Annotated in this window: 15 protein-coding genes and 1 tRNA gene; 9 read left to right on the top strand and 7 right to left on the bottom strand. The window is 70.8% G+C overall.

Annotated elements, in window-relative coordinates:
• Positions 1-24 precede the first annotated feature (24 nt).
• The 4 genes from ACYVD1_RS10925 to ACYVD1_RS10910 all read right to left on the bottom strand — a co-directional run bounded on the left by ACYVD1_RS10925 (position 25) and on the right by ACYVD1_RS10910 (position 1763).
• Positions 25-98 (bottom strand) — tRNA-Val (locus tag ACYVD1_RS10925).
• Between the two features lie 49 nt (positions 99-147).
• Positions 148-615 carry a peroxiredoxin gene (locus ACYVD1_RS10920; protein WP_460770919.1) on the bottom strand — a complete coding sequence of 156 codons (468 nt, stop codon included), beginning with the start codon at positions 613-615 and terminating at the stop codon, positions 148-150.
• A 132-nt stretch (positions 616-747) separates the two neighbouring features.
• A complete protein-coding gene (locus ACYVD1_RS10915) occupies positions 748-1173 on the bottom strand; it encodes a DUF3052 domain-containing protein (RefSeq protein ID WP_460747070.1) in 426 nt (141 codons plus the stop codon).
• Between the two features lie 179 nt (positions 1174-1352).
• A complete protein-coding gene (locus ACYVD1_RS10910; RefSeq protein ID WP_460770917.1) occupies positions 1353-1763 on the bottom strand; it encodes a secondary thiamine-phosphate synthase enzyme YjbQ in 411 nt (136 codons plus the stop codon).
• 128 nt (positions 1764-1891) lie between these two features.
• Here ACYVD1_RS10910 and ACYVD1_RS10905 point away from each other — a divergent pair, with 128 nt between their 5' ends.
• The 3 genes from ACYVD1_RS10905 (at position 1892) to ACYVD1_RS10895 (ending at position 5698) form a co-directional block, all read left to right on the top strand.
• Positions 1892-3586: an alkaline phosphatase D family protein gene (locus ACYVD1_RS10905; protein WP_460770914.1), complete on the top strand. Its 1695-nt coding sequence runs from the start codon at positions 1892-1894 to the stop codon at positions 3584-3586.
• A gap of 122 nt (positions 3587-3708) precedes the next feature.
• Entirely contained in the window at positions 3709-4716 is a 1008-nt protein-coding gene (locus ACYVD1_RS10900; protein WP_460770910.1) for a phosphotransferase family protein, read from the top strand.
• A gap of 109 nt (positions 4717-4825) precedes the next feature.
• Entirely contained in the window at positions 4826-5698 is an 873-nt protein-coding gene (locus ACYVD1_RS10895) for a lysostaphin resistance A-like protein (protein WP_460770908.1), read from the top strand.
• A gap of 68 nt (positions 5699-5766) precedes the next feature.
• Here ACYVD1_RS10895 and ACYVD1_RS10890 read toward each other — a convergent pair whose 3' ends face one another.
• Together ACYVD1_RS10890 and ACYVD1_RS10885 are read right to left on the bottom strand one after the other, a co-directional pair.
• Positions 5767-6705 (bottom strand): hypothetical protein, encoded by a 939-nt coding sequence (locus tag ACYVD1_RS10890; RefSeq protein WP_460770905.1) that lies wholly within the window; start codon positions 6703-6705, stop codon positions 5767-5769.
• Between the two features lie 302 nt (positions 6706-7007).
• On the bottom strand, positions 7008-8249 hold the full coding sequence (locus ACYVD1_RS10885) for a PucR family transcriptional regulator (RefSeq protein ID WP_460770902.1): 1242 nt from the start codon (positions 8247-8249) through the stop codon (positions 7008-7010).
• Positions 8250-8562: 313 nt separating this feature from the next.
• Between ACYVD1_RS10885 and ACYVD1_RS10880 the strand changes: the two genes are divergently transcribed.
• From ACYVD1_RS10880 to ACYVD1_RS10860, 5 genes are all read left to right on the top strand, one after another.
• Entirely contained in the window at positions 8563-9546 is a 984-nt protein-coding gene (locus ACYVD1_RS10880; RefSeq protein ID WP_460770900.1) for an ACP S-malonyltransferase, read from the top strand.
• Between the two features lie 2 nt (positions 9547-9548).
• Positions 9549-10505: a beta-ketoacyl-ACP synthase III gene (locus ACYVD1_RS10875; protein ID WP_460770898.1), complete on the top strand. Its 957-nt coding sequence runs from the start codon at positions 9549-9551 to the stop codon at positions 10503-10505.
• An 89-nt stretch (positions 10506-10594) separates the two neighbouring features.
• The gene (locus ACYVD1_RS10870) at positions 10595-10834 is read left to right on the top strand and encodes an acyl carrier protein (RefSeq protein ID WP_460747081.1); all 240 of its coding nucleotides are present in this window, start codon (positions 10595-10597) and stop codon (positions 10832-10834) included.
• Between the two features lie 131 nt (positions 10835-10965).
• The gene (gene fabF / locus ACYVD1_RS10865; protein WP_460770896.1) at positions 10966-12204 is read left to right on the top strand and encodes a beta-ketoacyl-ACP synthase II; all 1239 of its coding nucleotides are present in this window, start codon (positions 10966-10968) and stop codon (positions 12202-12204) included.
• 242 nt (positions 12205-12446) lie between these two features.
• On the top strand, positions 12447-13619 hold the full coding sequence (locus ACYVD1_RS10860; protein WP_460770968.1) for an EAL domain-containing protein: 1173 nt from the start codon (positions 12447-12449) through the stop codon (positions 13617-13619).
• Between the two features lie 117 nt (positions 13620-13736).
• On the opposite strand, the gene ACYVD1_RS10855 is transcribed toward ACYVD1_RS10860, so the two are convergent.
• Positions 13737-14678 carry an SGNH/GDSL hydrolase family protein gene (locus ACYVD1_RS10855; protein WP_460770894.1) on the bottom strand — a complete coding sequence of 314 codons (942 nt, stop codon included), beginning with the start codon at positions 14676-14678 and terminating at the stop codon, positions 13737-13739.
• A gap of 695 nt (positions 14679-15373) precedes the next feature.
• Between ACYVD1_RS10855 and ACYVD1_RS10850 the strand changes: the two genes are divergently transcribed.
• Positions 15374-17722, top strand: coding sequence for a hypothetical protein (locus tag ACYVD1_RS10850; protein ID WP_460770892.1), 2349 nt, complete (start codon positions 15374-15376; stop codon positions 17720-17722).
• Positions 17723-17739 lie beyond the last annotated feature (17 nt).

Here is a 17739-nt window from a genome sequence, read left to right as displayed (position 1 = left end):
GAGCAAGGTCGTTCCGGAGTGGAGTGGGCGCGAAGGGACTCGAACCCCTGGCCTATTGCTTGTAAGGCAATTGCTCTAACCAACTGAGCTACGCGCCCGGTGCGTCGCGAGAGATCATACCGCTTCCGGGAGGTCGTCGCGCCTGAATTATCCGGTCAGGCGCCGGGCCTGGTGGACATACTCGGCGACATCCCTGGGTTCACCGATGGGGGTCTGCACCGACCATCGTACGACGCCCGCGGAGTCGATGAGGAAGGTGCCCCGTCGGGCCACGCCGCGCTGGTCATCGAAGACCCCGTAGGCCTGTGCGGTCGCGCCGTGCGGCCAGAAGTCCGACAGCAGCGCGAACGGGAAGTCCTCGCGGTCGGACCAGGTACGCAGGGCGAAAGTGGAGTCCACGGACACCGCGAGGACGGTGACGCCCAGCTCCTTGAGCTCGGCGTGCTGTTCCTTCAGGTCTGCGAGTTCGCCGGAGCACACGCCGGAGAAGGCCAGCGGGTAGAAGACCACGAGGACGGGGCCGCCGCGGTGGGCGCTCAGGACGGTGTCCTGGCCGTACTGGTCCTGGAGGGCGATCTCGGGCGCGATGGCGCCCACGGTGGGGGTCTCGGTCATACTCGCGTTCGTGTTCGTCGGCACACAGGCCGGAATCGGCGCCCGCCAGTCAGCGGGCGCCCTACAGAGCCGCGCGCCGTGTCCTCCGCGGCGCGCGGCACCGGACGTCTCACCCTGTGCGGGTGCTGACCGTTACCGCTTGGGAACGACCAGGCGGGTACCCGACCAGTCGGCGCCGATGCTGACCGCACTGGTCTGGGACAGCCCAGAGGTGTTGGAAGCCTCGGCGACGTCGTTGGGGGACACGTGTAGCTCACGTCCGGCCTTCGGCGTGAGGACCAGGATGGTCCCGCCGTCGGCGATCAGAGTCACGGTGTCCATCAGGGCGTCGGTGAGGTCGCCTTCCTCATCGGACCGCCACCACAGCAGTGCCGCATCGACGTCCCCGTCGAAATCCTCGTCGACCAGCGCCTCGCCGGTGAGTTCGGCGATGGATGCGCGCAGTCCCTCATCAACGTCGTCGTCGAAGCCGAATTCCTGCACCACCTGACCCGGCTTGAATCCGAGTCGGTCAGCCAAGCCGCGTTCGCTCTGTGCCTGGCCCGCGGTCGCGCTCACGAAAGTTCTCCTCCACAGATGGTTTTTCTCAATCTTGCCTGCACGAAGCAGTTGTCACAACGATGCCGGGCTTCTCGTCGCCCGTCACGTGGGTCCGTAACCATCGCTGATGGCCTAGTTCACACGGTAGTGGCACATCCCGTCAACGCGCGGCCGAACCAGCCACGCTCCGGGTCTTCTCATGCCGAGTCCAGGAAGGACAGGCGTACCTGCCGCTCCGGGTTGTCGATGTTCAGGTCGACGATCGCGATGGACTGCCACGTCCCCAGTTCGAGTCTGCCGGACAGCACCGGCACCGTGGTCTGGGGAGCGACGTACGCCGGCATGACGTGCGAACGCCCGTGGCCCTGGGATCCGTGCTTGTGCCGCCACCGGTCGTCGGCGGGTAGCAGGTCGTCCAGGGAGGCGAGGAGGTCGTCGTCGGACCCCGCGCCCAGCTCGATGATCGCCACACCCGCGGTCGCGTGCGGGACGAAGACGTTGAGCAGGCCGTCACCGCCGCTCCTGGCGACGAAGTCGCCGCACTGTCCGGTGATGTCGGTGATGCTCTCCGATCCGCCGGTGTGCAGCTCGAGGATCTGTGTCCGCATAGCGCCACCATCGCGCAGCCGGGCCCCCGGTGCAACCATCCGCCCTCGACCTGTGGACGACAGGCGGGCCCGAAAGGGTCCATACTCGACGGCAGCATGTGTGAAACTGAAGAAAAGAAGGGGAAAGGGTGACTGTCTCGTTACGTTTGGGGCCGCTGCTGCGGCACGTCGGACCCACCACGGCGACCGTGTGGGTGGAGACGGACGCCCCCTGTGACGTCCGGATCCGCGTGGACGGCGGGGCGGTATCGGCCGCCCCGACCTTCACGGTCCACGGGCACCACTACGCCGTGTGCGAAATCGAGGGCCTGCCCTCCGGTGCCGCGCTCCCCTACGAGGTGTTCCTCGGTGAGGACCGGGTCTGGCCCGAACCCGACAGCCCTCTGCCGCCCAGCGTCCTGCGCACACTGGACTCCGAGGCGCCCACCCGCCTCCTCTACGGGTCCTGCCACACGCCCACCGGCGACACTCCCGAGGGCCTGGTCCGCTACGGCCCCGACATGCTCCGCGCCACCGCCCGTCGACTGGCCCAGGAGGGGATCGAGGGCAAGGGTGCGGACGGCAACCTGGTGCTCCTACTGATCGGCGACCAGGTCTACGCCGACGAGATCCAGGAACCCATGCGCGCCTACCTCCAGCAAGCACGGCTCCGGCAGGTGCGGCGGAGCGACCACGGGGATGACGCCCCCGAGGACGAGGTCGTGCGCTACGACGAGTACGCCGAGCTCTACCGGCAGGCCTGGTCCGACCCCCAGGTCCGGTGGCTGTTGTCGACCGTTCCCACGCTGATGGTCTTCGACGACCACGACATCCGCGACGACTGGAACACCTCCGCCGCCTGGCGGCGCGCCATGGACGAGCACCCGTGGTGGCGCACCAGGGTGACCAGCGGACTCGGCGCGTACTGGGTGTACCAGCACGTGGGAAACCTCTCCCCCGACGCACGTGCTAAGGACCCCCTGTGGGCCGAGCTCCGCGACCACATCGAACGGGACGCCGACGCAGGCGACACCCTCGACTCCTTCGCGTGGCAGGCGCACAGCGAACCCTCCTCCTACCGGTGGAGCCACCGCCACGACGTCGGCGGTGTGCGGATCCTCGTGACGGACACCCGCTGCGCCCGTGCCCTGGGCGAAGGAGACCCCTCTGACGGCTCCCGGTCCATCCTGGGCCCCGAAGGGCACGAGTGGCTCGACGAGCACCTCACCGGCGGCCCGGAACACCTCGTGGTGGCCTCCACAGTCCCAGTGCTGCTACCCCCGTCAGTGCACCACCTGGAGGCCTGGAACGAGGCCGTGTGCGGCGGCGCCTGGGGTTCGGCGGCGCGCGGCCCCGCGGAGAAGCTCAGGCAGGCCCTCGACCTGGAGCACTGGGGCGCCTTCCAGTACTCCTTCCACCGCCTCGCCGACGCGGTGCTGGAGGTGGCCCGAGGCGAGCGCGGCCCGGCACCCGCCACCGTGCTGCTGCTCAGCGGGGACGTCCACTTCTCCTATCTGGCCCGGGCCCGGGCCCGGGCGGGTGAGACGACCTCCCGGGTGACCCAGCTGGTCTCCTCGGCCCTGTGCAACCAGCTCCCGCCGAACTTCCGCCGTGCCGCGGCGCTCTCCGCGAGCTGGCCCTTCCACGCGGCCGGGCGGATCATGACCCGGATGGCCCGGGTACGCCGGAGCCCGCTGGGCTGGCGGATGGCCGAGCGGCCCTACTTCGGCAACACCATCGGGGAGGTGGCCTTCGACGGGCGCGAGGCCGAGGCCCGCTGGTACCACTGCCCCCAGGGCGGCGACGCCGCCCTGCCCGAGGTCCGCCGCCGCGCCCGGGTCTGACCGCTCCAGGGCCACGGCGACCAAGGGAGGCGGGGCCCACGCGGAAAACGCGTCGCTTCCCCACCCCTCACCCTGATAGGACCTATCCCGTCGCACCGTCGAGGTCGAGGGGTGGAGTGCCCGTGGAAAGCGCCGAGCGGTTGCGGCACGTGTGCGCGGCGTCCGGGATCAGGCCGCTCTCCCCGCCCGCCCCGGTAGTGAGCGACTCCAACGACGTCTGGCTGCTGGACCACCCCCGGCTCGGTTCCGTGGTGCTGCGGGTGGGCTGGCGCGGGGACCTGGCCAGAACGGACCGGGAGTCGGCCGTGTGCCGGCACCTGCCCGACGACGTTCCACACCCGGAGGTCCTCGAACACGGCCACCTCGACGCGGGCGGGGCCCGTCTCTCGTACTCGGTGTCACGTCGCCTTCCAGGACGGCCGCTGAGCGAGGCCTGGCCCGTACTCGGGGCGGCGGAGCGCAGCTCGGCGCTGCGGCAGTACGCCGAGGCCCTGCGCGCCCTACACGACTGGAGCCCTCCGACGGAGGTCGCCGACCTGGTGACCACCCGCCCCGCGCTGGTGGAGGGATCTCTCACAGCTTTGATCGGCGCGGACATCGTGCCACTTCCCGTGGACCGGGGTCGGGCGCTGGGAGGGTACGCCGCCCAACTCCCCGGCGCCGACACCGGGCTGGTCACGGAGGCCGTCAAAGCGGTCGAGGAGCTGCGCGCGCTGGAACCGGCCGTGGACGATCCGGCCAGGCACGGGCTCGTCCACGGTGACGGCCACATGGCCAACCTGTGGTGGCACGGGGGCGCTCTGACACTGATGGACTGGGAATGGGTACGTTTCGGGCCGCCCTCTCTTGATCTCCAGGACATGGTGGATCAGGCCGACAACGACGTGCTGACCGGTGGAGGGCCGTATCCCGAGGTGTTGCGCGGACTGGCCGAGCACTACCCCGAACTGTTCGACGCACCCCGGCTCCTAGACCTGCTGCGCCTGTACTCACTCCTGTGCGCCCTGCGGCAGGTGGCCCTCCTCCGACCCTCACGCCCGTGGTCCGAGCTGCCGGTGACCCACTCAGGGCGCCGCCTGAGGCGCCTCCTGGACGGCGGATGGCCCGCCCCGGGCGCCCTACCCGCCTGAACACCGCCGCGGCCTCGTGCCAACACCACCGGGGGCGGCCGGTACCCACGAACGGAAACGTCGTGTCAGCAGGATTTCCCTGCCGCCGCCGACTCCGTAGCTTGGGACCGTGTCCCCCGAAAAGACGCTTGGCCCCGGCCTCCTGTCCCTGCTCTCCCTAGCACTCGCCTATCTGTTGTGGCGAACCCTGGCCGCGGGCTCGTGGTTTCTCGCGAGCGGCACTCTGATGTGGCTCGGTTACGTCCTCATCGTCGTCATGCTGGTCGGCCCACTGCTGTGGCTGGCCGACCGTCGCGCGGCGAGTCACGCACCCGCGCTCGGCCCCGTGTCCGAGAGCTCCGCCCGGATACAGTCAGCACCGCTCGTCGTCGCGGCCCTGGTCCTGCTGGCCGACCTGCTCCTGCTGAACGCGCCGAACCTCGCGGTTCACGCCTCCCTGGAGTTCAACTGGCAGGGCAAGATCGTGGCCCTCGCGGTCATGCTGGTCTTCGTGGCGCTGTGGCCCGGGCTGTCCCGGCGAGGCGTAGGGTTCACGGTTCCGGGATGGGCCGGGTGGTGGCCCGCGCTGCTGGTCACCGGCGCGGCCGCGCTCTTCTGGGCAGCCGCCACCTCCGAGGATCCGCCCCTGAACGTCGCCGCCGAGGCCCTCCTCTTCCAAGCGACCATGCCCAGCCTGGAAGAGGAAGTCGTCTGGCGCGGAATCCTGTGGGCGTTCCTCCTCCAGGCCCTGCCCCACACACGACGGTTCGGAGGCCAGGGGTGGGCGCTGCTCGTCAGCACTCTGGGTTTCGCCCTCATCCACGGGCTGGTGTTGGACGCGCACCTGTCGCTGACGGTGGACGTGCCCCTGTTCGCCTTCTCCGGGATCGCGGGCCTGGCCCTGGGTTGGATCCGGATCCGCTCGGGCAGCATCCTGCCCGCGATGGCGGCGCACAGCGGGATCAACCTGTCCGCCCTCATCGTGCCCGTTCTCCTCAGCTGACCCACCCGAGTGCCCGCTGCCCTGCGGCCAGGAACCGCCTCGGCGGCGCCGAGGCACCGCCGGGGCGATCAGGGTTTGTTGGAGTGCGGTCGACGGTTGGACTGGCCGCCACGCCGTCTCTGGCGTACGCCCAGGCCGAGCGCGCCACCCCGTTCCAGGATCTGGCGGGCGGCCCGGTTCACCGAGCCCTGGGGGCCGGTGGCCGTGGACGGTGCGCCCTCGGTCCCGAGCGGCTCGGGCTTGCGGATGAGCGCGGTGGGCTCGTTGTCCTGGTCCGCGTTCTCCTCCGGCAGCGCCTGGAGCTTGCGGGTGCGTTCGAGCGAGGGCTCCGCGTCCGGTGCGGGCTCGTCCGCTGGCGCCGAGGCCTCGGTCGGGTTGGCCTTCTCCTCCCGGACGGCTTCCTTCCACGCCTTTTCCTGCTGCTGGTCCTGCTCCTTCTGCTGGGCCAGGCGCCGGGCGCGGTCGGCCTTCCAGGAGCGGTAGGAGCGGGCCAGCGGAGTGGCGATCGGCCACGTGACCTTGGCCGGACGGGAGAGCGCGTGCCACAGGTAGGCCGTGGTGCCCCAGGCCTCCATGGCACGTCGTGCCCTGGTGATGGTGAAGAAGGTGGGCATGGCCATCAGCAGCTGCGGCCAGGCCAGAGCCAGCGAGGCGAACAGCGGATACATGCCGCCGCCGATGAGCGCGGCGGACGCGCCGATGACCATCGGCACCAGCGACAGCGCCACCCGCAGCTGGGTGAACTGCCGGAAGCGGTGCAGGGAGCGGCGGGCCGAGACCGGCGGGGCGAGCCCCTCCGGCAGCGGTGTGGGCTGCACGATCATCGCGAGCAGCAGTGTGCCCACTCCGACACTCGCGGCCAGCAGGATCGTCCACCCGGCGGCGGAGAACGCCCCGCCCACCAGGAGGTAGACCAGCCCTATGACCGGGATCGGTGCGGGAAGCCAGAACAGCACGCGTCTGCGCAGTTCGCCTTCCTGCGTGGGCTGAAGTACGAAATCGATCACCGGGCGTAGTATCCGGAACCTCTTCCTCGGTCGCTCGACCACAGCGTTGGACCCCCCAAGAACGTCGTGACGGGGCGGTGCGGGGAGCGACGCCCGAGGGTTTTCGTCGCCTCACGGCTCCACCAGCACACTGCCCGTATCAAAGCTATCTCTTCTCGCGTGGTCCCCGGGCGCACACGGTCAGTCACAGACATACCCGACGCTGGTGAAACTTCCATAAGAGAGCCGATATGACAGGCAACGATCAGGTTACGAAGCGCCTGAGATCCTCGCCACTCCCACGGTGATACCGCCCATCCGGGTCATCCGTCTCGGGTTTCGGACAACCTGCCCAGCGCCACCGCCACGCGGAGCACGAACGAACCGCGCCCGTCCGAGGGGATGTGTCCGGTGAGCTCCGAGATTCGACTGAGGCGGTAGCGCACGGTGTTCGGATGCACGAAGAGCATGCGCGCTGTCGCTTCCAAGGACGACGCGTGTTCGAGGTACACGGACAGCGTGTCCAGGAGGGGGGAACCCGCACCGCGCAACGGCAGGTACACCTCCGTCACGAGCTGTTTCCGGGCTTCGGTGTCACCCTCCAAGGCGCGTTCGGGCAGGAGGTCGTCCGCGAGTACCGGCCTTGGCGCGTCGGGCCAGGCCACGGCTGACCGCAGCCCCCGTACGGCCGCCCGCACGGAGGCCCCCGCGGAGTGCAGGTCGGCCACCACCGGCCCCACCACTACGGGACCCGGGCCGAACAGGCCGGCGAGAGGCTCAGCGGCGGCGGCCGGAAGGTCGTCGGGTGGATAGCGGTCGCCCACCCCGACCACCACGATCACCTGGCGCCCCTGCATTCCGGCGATGACGTCGTGGCGCAGGCGCCGGGCCGCGGAGCGCAGGTCGTCCATGACCTTGTTTCCGTTCTCCTCGCCCGCCTCGCCGGCCAGCGCCAGCACGGAGGTGTGGGACCAGCCCAGCGCCGAGCCCCATGACTGCAGGCCGTCCTCCCGGTCGCCGTTCAGCAGCGCGTCGACGACCATCGCCTCCAACCGCGCGTCCCAGGCGCCGCGGGACTCGGCGGCACGGGCGTAGACCTTGGCTGAGCTGAAGGCCACTTCGCGGGTGTAGCGGAGCATGGCCTCGCGGAGCTGCTGCTCTCCGCCGGGCGCGGCGAGGTCCTCGACCTGGTTCTCGACCACCTCGATGACCACGCGGATCATGTCGACGGTCTGCTGCAGGGAGACCGAGCGGGTGAGTTCGCGGGGTGCGGTGCCGAAGACCTCCACCGTGATCGCCGGACGGCCCCGACCCGGGTCGCGGAACCAGTCCACGAAGGCGGCGACCCCGGACTGGGCCACCAGCCCGATCCACGAACGGTCCTGCGCCGACATCCGGCGGAACCAGCCGAGCCGCTCCTCCATACGGCTGACGGCCGCGGTGCCCAGCACTCCCATGGAGCGTTCAAGGCGGCGGACGGTCTCGGCGCGGATCAGGTCCTCAGGGCTGTCGGCCCCGGTGGGCGCGGCCGCGTCGTCCTCGGTCGGTTGGGGTTCGGTGCTCACTCTTCTAGGTTCGCATCCCCACCTCCCCCGCTGAGGACCCGCCACCCCGCTCCTGGGTCCGTTCCCCGGTCAATGCGCCTGGGTCCACTGTCTCTCAGCGGTCGCCGCAGCCGTGGTCAACCGTCCTCGCGGGGGCACCCTGGGCGATGGATCCGGGCCTACGCGTACCGTCAGAGAGTGATCTCCTCCACCCGTTCAGGGCTTCGGGACACATTGCGGACAGCTTTTTGTGGGGTACCTACAAACGACGTCCCGGCAACTTCGTGTCTCTCCCCATCCAACTGGTGATCTCCTACAGGGCAAGGTTGTTGTTGTGCTTGTAATCGTTGCTCCCGGCCAAGGTGCCCAGGTTCCCGGTTTCCTCTCCCCGTGGCTCGAACTCCCCGGCATCGCCGAGACGTTCGCCTCGTGGTCCGAGGTGACCGGCCTCGACCTGGTGCGCTACGGCACCACAGCGGACGCGGAAGAGATCCGTGACACCGCCGTCGCCCAACCCCTGCTGGTGGGCGCCGGCCTCGCGGCGGCTTCCGCCATGCTCGGCTCGCTCTCCAGCCCCGAGTCCCCGCTGCCCGTCGAACCCTCGCTCGTGGACGCCGTCGCGGGCCACAGCGTCGGTGAGTTCACCGCCGCGGCGCTCGCCGGCGTGCTCTCCCCCCACGCCGCGATGGCGCTGGTCGCCGAACGCGGTCGGGGGATGGCCGACGCCGCCGCCCAGACCGGGACCGGTATGACCGCGGTCCTCGGCGGCAAGCGCGAGGAAGTCCTGGCCGCCGTCGAGGCGGCCGGGCTGACCCCGGCCAACGACAACGGCTCCGGCCAGGTCGTGGCCGCCGGCACCATGGAACAGCTGGCCGCCTTCGCCGAGAACCCGCCCGAGCGCGCCAGGTTGCGCCCCCTGCCCGTCGCCGGAGCCTTCCACACCGTGCACATGGCCCCGGCCGTGGAGCGGGTGCGGGCCGCCGCCCAGGACCTGACGACCGGCGACCCCTCGGTGCGTCTGCTGTCCAACAACGACGGCGCCGTGGTGGACACCGGTGCCGAGTACCTGGACCGCTTGGTCGCCCAGATCTCCTCGCCGGTGCGCTGGGACGCGTGCACGCAGACGCTCGCCGACCTCGGCGTCACCGGACTCATCGAGTTGACCCCGGCGGGCACGCTCACCGGCCTGGCCAAGCGCGCACTGCGCGGTGTCGAGCTCCTCGCGGTGAAGACCCCCGACGACCTCGAGCGCGCAGGCGCCCTCATCAAGGAGCACGCGGGCACCCCCTCCTCCGCGAGCTCCCAGCGGGAAGGGTGACCATGTTCAACTCCCCGAGCACGCTCGGCGGCGCCGCGATCCGCTCCTTCGGCGAGTACCAGCCCTCCCAGGTCGTGACCAACGCCGACCTGGAAGCCCGCGTCGACACCACCGACGAGTGGATCCAGAGCCGCGTGGGCATCAAGGAGCGCCGCATCGCGGGCCCCGACGACACCGTGGTGAGCATGTCCGTGGCAGCCGGGGGCAAGGCCCTGGCCACCAGCGGGCTCTCCCCCGAGGACATCGACCTGGTGATCGTGGCCACCTGCACCGCGCAGGAGCAGATCCCCAACGCCGCGGCCACCGTCGCCGCCAAGCTGGGCATCGTCGCCCCCGGCGCCTTCGACGTCAACGCCGCCTGCGCGGGGTTCTGCTACGCCTTGGGACTGGCCTCGGACTCCGTCCGCGTCGGCAGCTCACAGAACGTCCTGGTCATCGGGGCAGAGAAGCTCACCGACTGGGTGGACTGGGAGGACCGGTCCACCTGCGTGATCTTCGCCGACGGAGCCGGGGCCGCCGTGGTCTCGGCCTCCGAGGACCACGGCATCGGACCGATCGTGTGGGGTTCCTCCGGGGACCGCGCCGACAAGATCTACCTGCGTGAGGGCAAGTACCTGTACCAGGAGGGCCAGGCCGTCTTCCGGTGGACCACCACCGAGCTGCACCGGGTGGCCCTGGAGGCTCTGGAGCGGGCGGGCGTGGAGCCCGCCGAGCTCACCGCCTTCGTACCCCACCAGGCCAACCTGCGGATCGTCGAGTCCATCGCGCGCAAGCTGGGGGCACCCCAGGCACTTGTGGCCCGCGATATCGTCACCGCTGGCAACACCTCCTCAGCCTCGATCCCTCTCGCGCTCTCGCGCATGGTCGAGCGAGGAGAACTGCCGTCGGGGAGCACCGTGCTCACCCTGGGATTCGGTGCGGGTTTGGTCTACGCCGCACAGGTGATCCGCATCCCCTGAACCAGATCCAGGAACCGAGCACGGTTCCGCCCGCCCCGAACGGGGCGGTTTGCCCGACACCACAATCGTCAATCAAGGAGATACAAGACATGGCTCACAGCGAGCAGGAGATCCTGGCCGGCCTCGGCGAGATCATCGAGGAGATCGTCGGCACCGAGCCTTCCGAGGTCACGCCTGAGAAGAGCTTCGTGGACGACCTGGACATCGACTCGCTGTCCATGGTGGAGATCGCCGTCGCCGCGCAGGACAAGTTCGGCGTGGAGATCCCCGATGACCAGCTCAAGGACCTCAAGACGGTCCAGGACGTCATCAACTTCATCCAGAAGTAGGCCTGTGGGGCCGCCGGATCGGGTCCCCGTTCCGGCGGCCCGCCCGTCCGCACCATGGACGCCCAGACCAACAATCCCGCCACCCCCGGCGCACAGAGTCGGGAACGACCCACGAGAAGGGCGATTGGATCATGTCCAAGACCGATGTCGTCGTCACCGGCCTCGGCGCCACCACCCCCCTCGGGGGTGACGTCGCGACCACATGGTCCGCGCTCCTCGACGGCCGCTCCGGTATCAGCATGCTGCCGGAGGACTGGCACGAGAAGCTTCCGGTGCACTTCGCCGGGCAGGTGGCGCAGGAGCCCTCCGAGAAGCTGCCGCGCCCGCGGCTGCGCCGCCTGGACCGGACCCAGCAGTTCGCCCTCATCGCCGCGCAGGAGGCATGGGACCACGCGGGCGCCCCGGAGATCGACCCCGTCCGCCTCGGGGTGGTGGTCTCCAGCGGAATCGGCGGCATCCTCACCATCTTGGAGCAGTACGACACCTTCCGTGAGAAGGGCTGGAAGCGGGTCTCGCCGTTCACCGTGCCCATGCTCATGCCCAACAGCCCGGCGGCGGCCGTCGCCCTGGAGTTCACCGCGCGTGCCGGTGCCCACGCACCGGTCAGCGCCTGCGCCTCCAGCGCCGAGGCCATCGGCAACGCCATGGACATGATCCGCGCAGGTCGGGCCGACATCGTGATCGCGGGAGGCACCGAAGCCGCGATCCACCCGCTGAACATCGCGTCCTTCGCCTCCATGCGCGCCCTGTCCACGCGCAACGACGACCCGAAGGGGGCCTCCCGCCCCTGGGACGCCGAGCGCGACGGCTTCGTCATGGGCGAGGGCGCCGGCATCGTGATCCTGGAATCGGCCGAGCACGCCGCCAAGCGCGGCGCCAAGGTATACGCCCGCGCCGCGGGTTCCGGTTACACCGATGACGCCCACGACATCGTCATGCCCGACCCCGAGGGCGCCGGCCAGGCGCGCGCCATCCACCAGGCGCTGGCCGACGGCGACCTCAAGCCCAGCGACATCGCGCACGTCAACGCGCACGCCACGTCCACCCCCGCCGGAGACGTCGGGGAGACCCGGGCGATCCGCGCGGCCCTGGGCGACGCCGCGGCCGACCAGGTCGCCGTGACCTCCACCAAGTCCATGACCGGCCATCTCCTGGGCGGCGCGGGCGCGGTGGAGTCGATCGCGACGATCCTGGCACTGCACGAGGGCCGGATCCCGCCGACCATCAACATCGAAGAACTCGACCCCGAGGTGGCCGTGGACATCGTCCGCGACAAGCCGCGGGAGCTGCCGGACGGTGACATCGCCGCCATCAACGAGTCCTTCGGGTTCGGCGGCCACAACATCGCCCTGGCCTTCCGCCGCGCCTGAGAACCCGCCCCGGAGCACACCGCGGCCTCGGAGGCCTCCCTGCGGCCCCGCAGCTCCCGAACGGCCCCCACCGCGTGTGGGGGCCGTTCGCGTGCGCGGGGAGCGGTGCACGAGGGTGAATGTGTGGAAGCGCTGAGGCCCGGGCCGTTCGCGTGCGCGGGGAGCGGTGCGCTCAACACACCGTGAAGGTGTGTTGAACATCGGTGGACGGGTCTTCAGGTCAGCGCTCCCCGCGCGCCACCATGGAACGCGTGTCCACCCCGTATCCCCAGCAAACACACCCGGCCGTCGGCGCGGACGAACACGCGCCGCGTCCACGCCGGGGCCCGTCCTTCCGTCCCGTCGTGGACCTGGACTCCGGTGCCGTCGTGGCAGTGGAGGTCGTCGCCCCCGTCCCGGAAGGCATGGGCCGCCCGGGGGGACGTGGTCACGGAGCCGCGCTCGCGGCGGAGTGGCTGGCCTCCCTGGTGCGTGCCGGAGGCGGGGCCGAGAGCCTGCTCCCGCTGGTCCTACCGCTGCCCGCCGCCGTCCTCGCCGAAGGGGCGGACCTTCCGACGCTGGTCGAGAGCGCGCTGCGCCGTACGGGACGACGACCGCGCGACGTCACCCTCATGCTCTCACCCGACTTGGTGGACCTGCCCAGGTCCACCGTGCTCGCGGGCGTCGCGGACCTGCGCGCGGTCGGGTTCCGGTGCGGTTTCGGAACCGCGACGGCCCGGCCGGACATGGTGGTGGAAGCCGCCCCCTTCCTGAGCCGTTTGGACCCCGCACTCGTGTCGGGTATCGACGGCGACCACCGCCACCGGGGGATCGTCGAAGGGCTGGCCCGGGTCGGTCGGAGCAGCGGTGTGTACGCGCTGGCCACGGGGGTGACCCGGGGTGCGGAGATCGTCTGCTTGCGCCAGTGCGGTGTGCGGCTGGGCAGTGGCGCGTTCTTCGCCGAACCGCACTGGCGCCCCGGGGAGAAGGTGACGGCGGTACCAGAGCCGACCGCCGCCGCCCTGGACGACGCCGACACCGGCCCTCGGGTCACCGAGTTCATGGTGCCGCCGGTGGACTTCGACGCCGAGTCCACCGGGGACCAAATACTGGAGGCCTTCACCGGGGACACCGCCCTCAACAGCGTGGTGCTCATCGACCACCGGGAGCGCCCGATCGGCGTGATCGACCGGACCAGGTTCCTTCTGTCGGTGACGGGGCGCTACGGACACGCGCTGCACGCCAAACGCCCGGCGCTGCGCCTTGCCGAGTCACCGCGGACGGTTCCGGCGTGGATGTCGGCGATCTCGGCGCTGCGCGTGGCCGGACAGGACCGCGAGCGCGTCTACGACGACCTGATCGTGACCAACCCGTACGGCCAGTGCATGGGGGTCGTGCACGTCAGCGACCTCATCCAGTCCCTGTCCCGGCATTGACGCCCCTGCCCCGGCAGCACCCCCGCCTCCGGCGCGCCTCGGAACACGAAGCGGGCCCGTACCGGAACGGCTCCGGTGCGGGGCCCGACGGGGTCCTCGAAGACGGTGCCTCCCGGCTCAGCGCAGGGGTTCGGGGCCCTTCGTGCCCGAGGGGCTGCTGGTCGGGGGCGTGTCGTCCGCGGCGTAGTCGTTGTAGTGCGTGTCCGCACCGACCTCCCGCAGCTGCTGGCGGAGGGCCGCGCGGGTCTCCTCGTCGTGCAGGTAGTCCAGCTTCGGACGCCGGGCCATCCGGCCGTCACCGGAGGAGCGGCCCATCGCCCGGCGGCGCAGCCACGGGACGAGGTACTGACGGGCCCAACGGCGGTTCTCACGGCGACGCAGGATCCGCGGGAGCTGCTGGGGCGGAGTCGCCCAGGGGTCGGCCCACGATTCCCGCGGGCCCATCGGGTGGCCGATCAGGTCGGCCACCCGGGCGGCGACGATCTGGTGTCCGGCACCGTTGAGGTGCAGCCGGTCGTCGCTCCAGGCACGCGGGTCATTGAGGGCGTTGAGCGCCCACAGGTCGACGATCTCGGTACCGGTCCGTTCGGCCACGGCGCGCATGTGCATGCTGAAAACGGCGATGCGGCCGCGGTAGAGGCGCAGGACGGGGATCCACCCGGTGTCGTGTCCGGCGAGGATCACGACCCGGATTCCGGCGTCGCGCAGCTGCCGCACCCCCCACTCGAACTTCTCGGCCAGCGCGTCCAGGTCGCCCCCGGGGCGCAGGACGTCGTTGCCTCCGGCGAGAACGGTCACCAGGTCCGGCTTCCACTCGAGAACCTGTTCGAGCTGTTCACCGAAGATGTGCTTCATCCTGCGTCCGCGCACACCGAGGTTGGCGTAGCGGAAGTCCGGCGAGAGCGTACCGAGGTGCTCCGCAAAGCGATCCGCGAAACCCCGGTATTCGCCACCCGGGCCACTGTCGTCCTCCATCCCCTCCGTGATGCTGTCGCCGATCGCCACGTAGGACCGGATCAGTTCCGGCCCGGCCGCGGGCGCGGCGGCTGGGGGATTCATCTCAAGGTCTGTCACGTCAACCAATCATCCGGATCGACCGTCCCGAGCCTGCCATGCGCCGGGGTGCGCGGGAACGGAAGTCTTGGCGGGCCGCGGCGGGCCGCGGTCCCGTGAATGTCCGAGCACCGTCGGCCCCGGGGCGGGCCGCGCTGCGACCACCCGGCCGAAGGGCGCTCGGGCGAGGACAGTGCCCTCCAAGCATACCCGTGACCGGCTCCCGCGCGCCGGACTTGGTGGTGTCCCGACACTCCGGATTCACCCACCCGTCGTCCCCCCGCACAGCACAGCCGTTCCGCCGGGCTCGAGGCGAAACACGAAGGGCACACGGGACGAACAACGCCCGGGGGTCGCGTGACGAGCCGCATGCCCACTATGCGGTAGATCACATCTGTTTCCACTCACATCTCCTGAATCCCTCAGTCACCGCCATCACACCCTGTGCTCACACCCCTGAACCGGTGGACCAGGACGGCCTGGGGCTACCCATGTGGCCCCCAGCCACGTACGATCTCGGAGAAGTGCTCACGGCACCTCTGCCCCTCGGCTCGCCGCACCCCCGTGCGGAACAGGCCGAGCCGGATTCCGACCCGTCCCCCTCCGGGTCCAGGGCGCGTACTGTAGAGCACCGAACCGAAGGCCCGTGCGGTTCCTCCCCAATTCACGTGCAGACACCAGGAGGTCGAGGTCCCCAGCGGATGAACGCCGTCTCTCCGATCTGCCTCGTCGACCTCGCTCCCGCCCTGCGGTGGTCGAGGTCGCCGGACGTGGCACCCCTGCTCCACCATGACCGCCTGATCGACGGCTGGTGGCACTCGCTGCCGGTCGCCCGTGTCCTGGACATCGCGGGACCGCCGTGGCTGGCCAACGGACTGGCCCGCCTGGCGGTGGAACAGTGGGGACACGTGCCCCTCGCGGAGTTCCTGCCGAGCCTGCGCACCCAGCCGGTGGACTGCGCAGAGCTTTCCGAGCCCGTCCGCGGCGCCGTGGTCGCCACCGCCGGCGACTGGGAGCGCCTCATCAGCGCCTCGCCCCAGGACCTGTGCGAATGGCACCTTCAGGGCTGCGGAGTCCTCGACATCGTGAGCACGGTCTCCTGGCGGGCGCTTCAGCCCTGCTGCGAGCTCCCCACGGGCCCCACCCCCTCGCCCGCACTGATGTTGGAAGCCGTGCGCACCATCGCGCACTGGCTCCCCGAATCGGCACCCGAACACGTGCGCAACGCGCTCGACTACCTCAACAGCGCCTCTGGCGCGAGCTGTACAGCCGAGGCCTCCCAGGACGGCGCGGCCGAACCGGCACCGCCCCAGACCCCGGCTACCCGAGCTATCCGGACCCTTCGGGCGCTGCGCGCCCAGAGGGACCAGGAGCTGCATTCACCGCAGCCGACCCAGCCCGACAGGGGGTCGTCCCCCGAGACCCCGCACGAGCCCGCCGCGGGCGGCATGGTCAGCTCCGCGGCGATGCTGCCCGATTCGGCCATGGTCCCGGGCGGAGAGGAACAGCAGGCCACCGGGACCGACGGCGTGGGCGACCTGCGCTCCCAGTTCCGCAGTTCCCTTCTCGGCCCCGGCCGCACTCTGCGCCGCCCCAGCTTCAGCAGGCCCAAGGCGCCGCGCGCAGAACAGGCCGACGAGCACCCCGCCGCACCCGTTCTCGGGCAGCACCCCCTGGTGGACCAGGTCGAGGAGATGTTCCGTTCCTGGCCCGACCTGGAACGCACGGTGGCCGCCGAACGGCTCTTCGCCACCGACCCCATCAGCATCCGCGTGCTGTCGGAGCAGATCGCGGTGGACGTCACCGACATCCGCGGCGCGCAGCGCAAGGTGGAGGAGCGCCTCCTGCGCTGGCTGGGTTCCCCCGAGGGCGCGGCCATCACCAAGCACCTGCGCGAGCTCTCCGAGCAGCTCGGTTCGGCGACCACGATCGACCGGCTCATCAACGCGCACCCGGACCACCCGGCGGACGTCCCCACGTTGAACACCCCGCTGTGGCGCGTGATCATCACCCTGTTCACCGACCGGCGCATGCACAACGGCTGGCTCATCGCGGACGACCCGAACCGGTTGCGCTGGCAGACCCGTGAACTTCTGGGTGACGCGCCCAACCTCACCGAAGCGGGGATCCGGCTGGGCCGGATCGGCATCCGCCAGCAGGACCTGCGCGCCTGGCTGCTGAGCACCCCCGGGGTGAGTCTGCGCGACGGATACGTGTTCGTGGACCAGACCATCCCCATGGAGGCACCCGGCGGGCACTCCCCCGACACTCCGGGGGGCGCCACGACCGAGAACGGGCTCCCGATCCGCCGTCGGCCCGACGGGCAGCACTCATCGGCCCCCACGGACCCGCCCCCCAACCGGCCCGAGCAGGAATACCAGCAGAGACCCGGACCGGACCAGGGATCCTTCCAGCCAGGTCACGGCGCTCCCCCGATGCCGCAGCAGCAGCCGCAGCAGGGCCCGGGGCCTGCCCCTGCGGTGGCGCACAGCGCACCCGGCCACCCCGGGGCGAGCGACCCGGCCATGTCGGCCCGATGCTTCCGCGCCCCCGACGGGCGCTGGTGGCACCGCATCGACATCACCGCCGACCACCTCAACGGCGCCCCCGTAGCAGTGCCCACCGGCTACGCGACCCACTTGGGCCTGCAGCCCGGACGCCTACTGTGCCTCACGGCGCCCGGCGCCGACCTGCTGGTGCTCGTCTGGCGCGACCAGCCGGCCTTCGACTCCCTGCGTCCGCTGCTTCGCCGTCAGGCCGCACAGCCGGGAGACCGGGTGTTCATCACCGTCTCCGGCGACCGCCTGGACGCGCGCAAGCTCCCCTCCGGGGACCTGAGCGGGTACCCGCCCGCGGCCAGGGCACTGCATCTGATCGGTTACACCGCCCCGGCCGCCACGGACGAGGCGCTCAAGATCATGTCCCGGCGGATCACCGACAACGGCGACGAGTCGCTCGCCGATCCCCAAGCCCTGCTGGACATGCTGGCCCTGCGCGGGGACGACGACATCGCCGGAGAGCTGCGCGCGGGCATGTTCGCCACCCACTAGCCCGCCGCCCGCCTGCT

It is taken from the genome of Nocardiopsis nanhaiensis, assembly GCF_054778635.1.
Note: the sequence above shows the minus strand (reverse complement) of the source record. Positions and strands in the feature narration are given on the sequence as shown.

Coding starts and splice junctions, on each gene's coding strand:
- ACYVD1_RS10855 (WP_460770894.1), bottom strand. CDS start 14,678: ATGAATCCCCCAGCCGCCGCGCCCGCGGCCGGGCCGGAACTGATCCGG.
- ACYVD1_RS10870 (WP_460747081.1), top strand. CDS start 10,595: ATGGCTCACAGCGAGCAGGAGATCCTGGCCGGCCTCGGCGAGATCATC.
- ACYVD1_RS10910 (WP_460770917.1), bottom strand. CDS start 1,763: ATGCGGACACAGATCCTCGAGCTGCACACCGGCGGATCGGAGAGCATC.
- fabF (WP_460770896.1), top strand. CDS start 10,966: ATGTCCAAGACCGATGTCGTCGTCACCGGCCTCGGCGCCACCACCCCC.
- ACYVD1_RS10875 (WP_460770898.1), top strand. CDS start 9,549: ATGTTCAACTCCCCGAGCACGCTCGGCGGCGCCGCGATCCGCTCCTTC.
- ACYVD1_RS10860 (WP_460770968.1), top strand. CDS start 12,447: ATGGAACGCGTGTCCACCCCGTATCCCCAGCAAACACACCCGGCCGTC.
- ACYVD1_RS10920 (WP_460770919.1), bottom strand. CDS start 615: ATGACCGAGACCCCCACCGTGGGCGCCATCGCGCCCGAGATCGCCCTC.
- ACYVD1_RS10850 (WP_460770892.1), top strand. CDS start 15,374: ATGAACGCCGTCTCTCCGATCTGCCTCGTCGACCTCGCTCCCGCCCTG.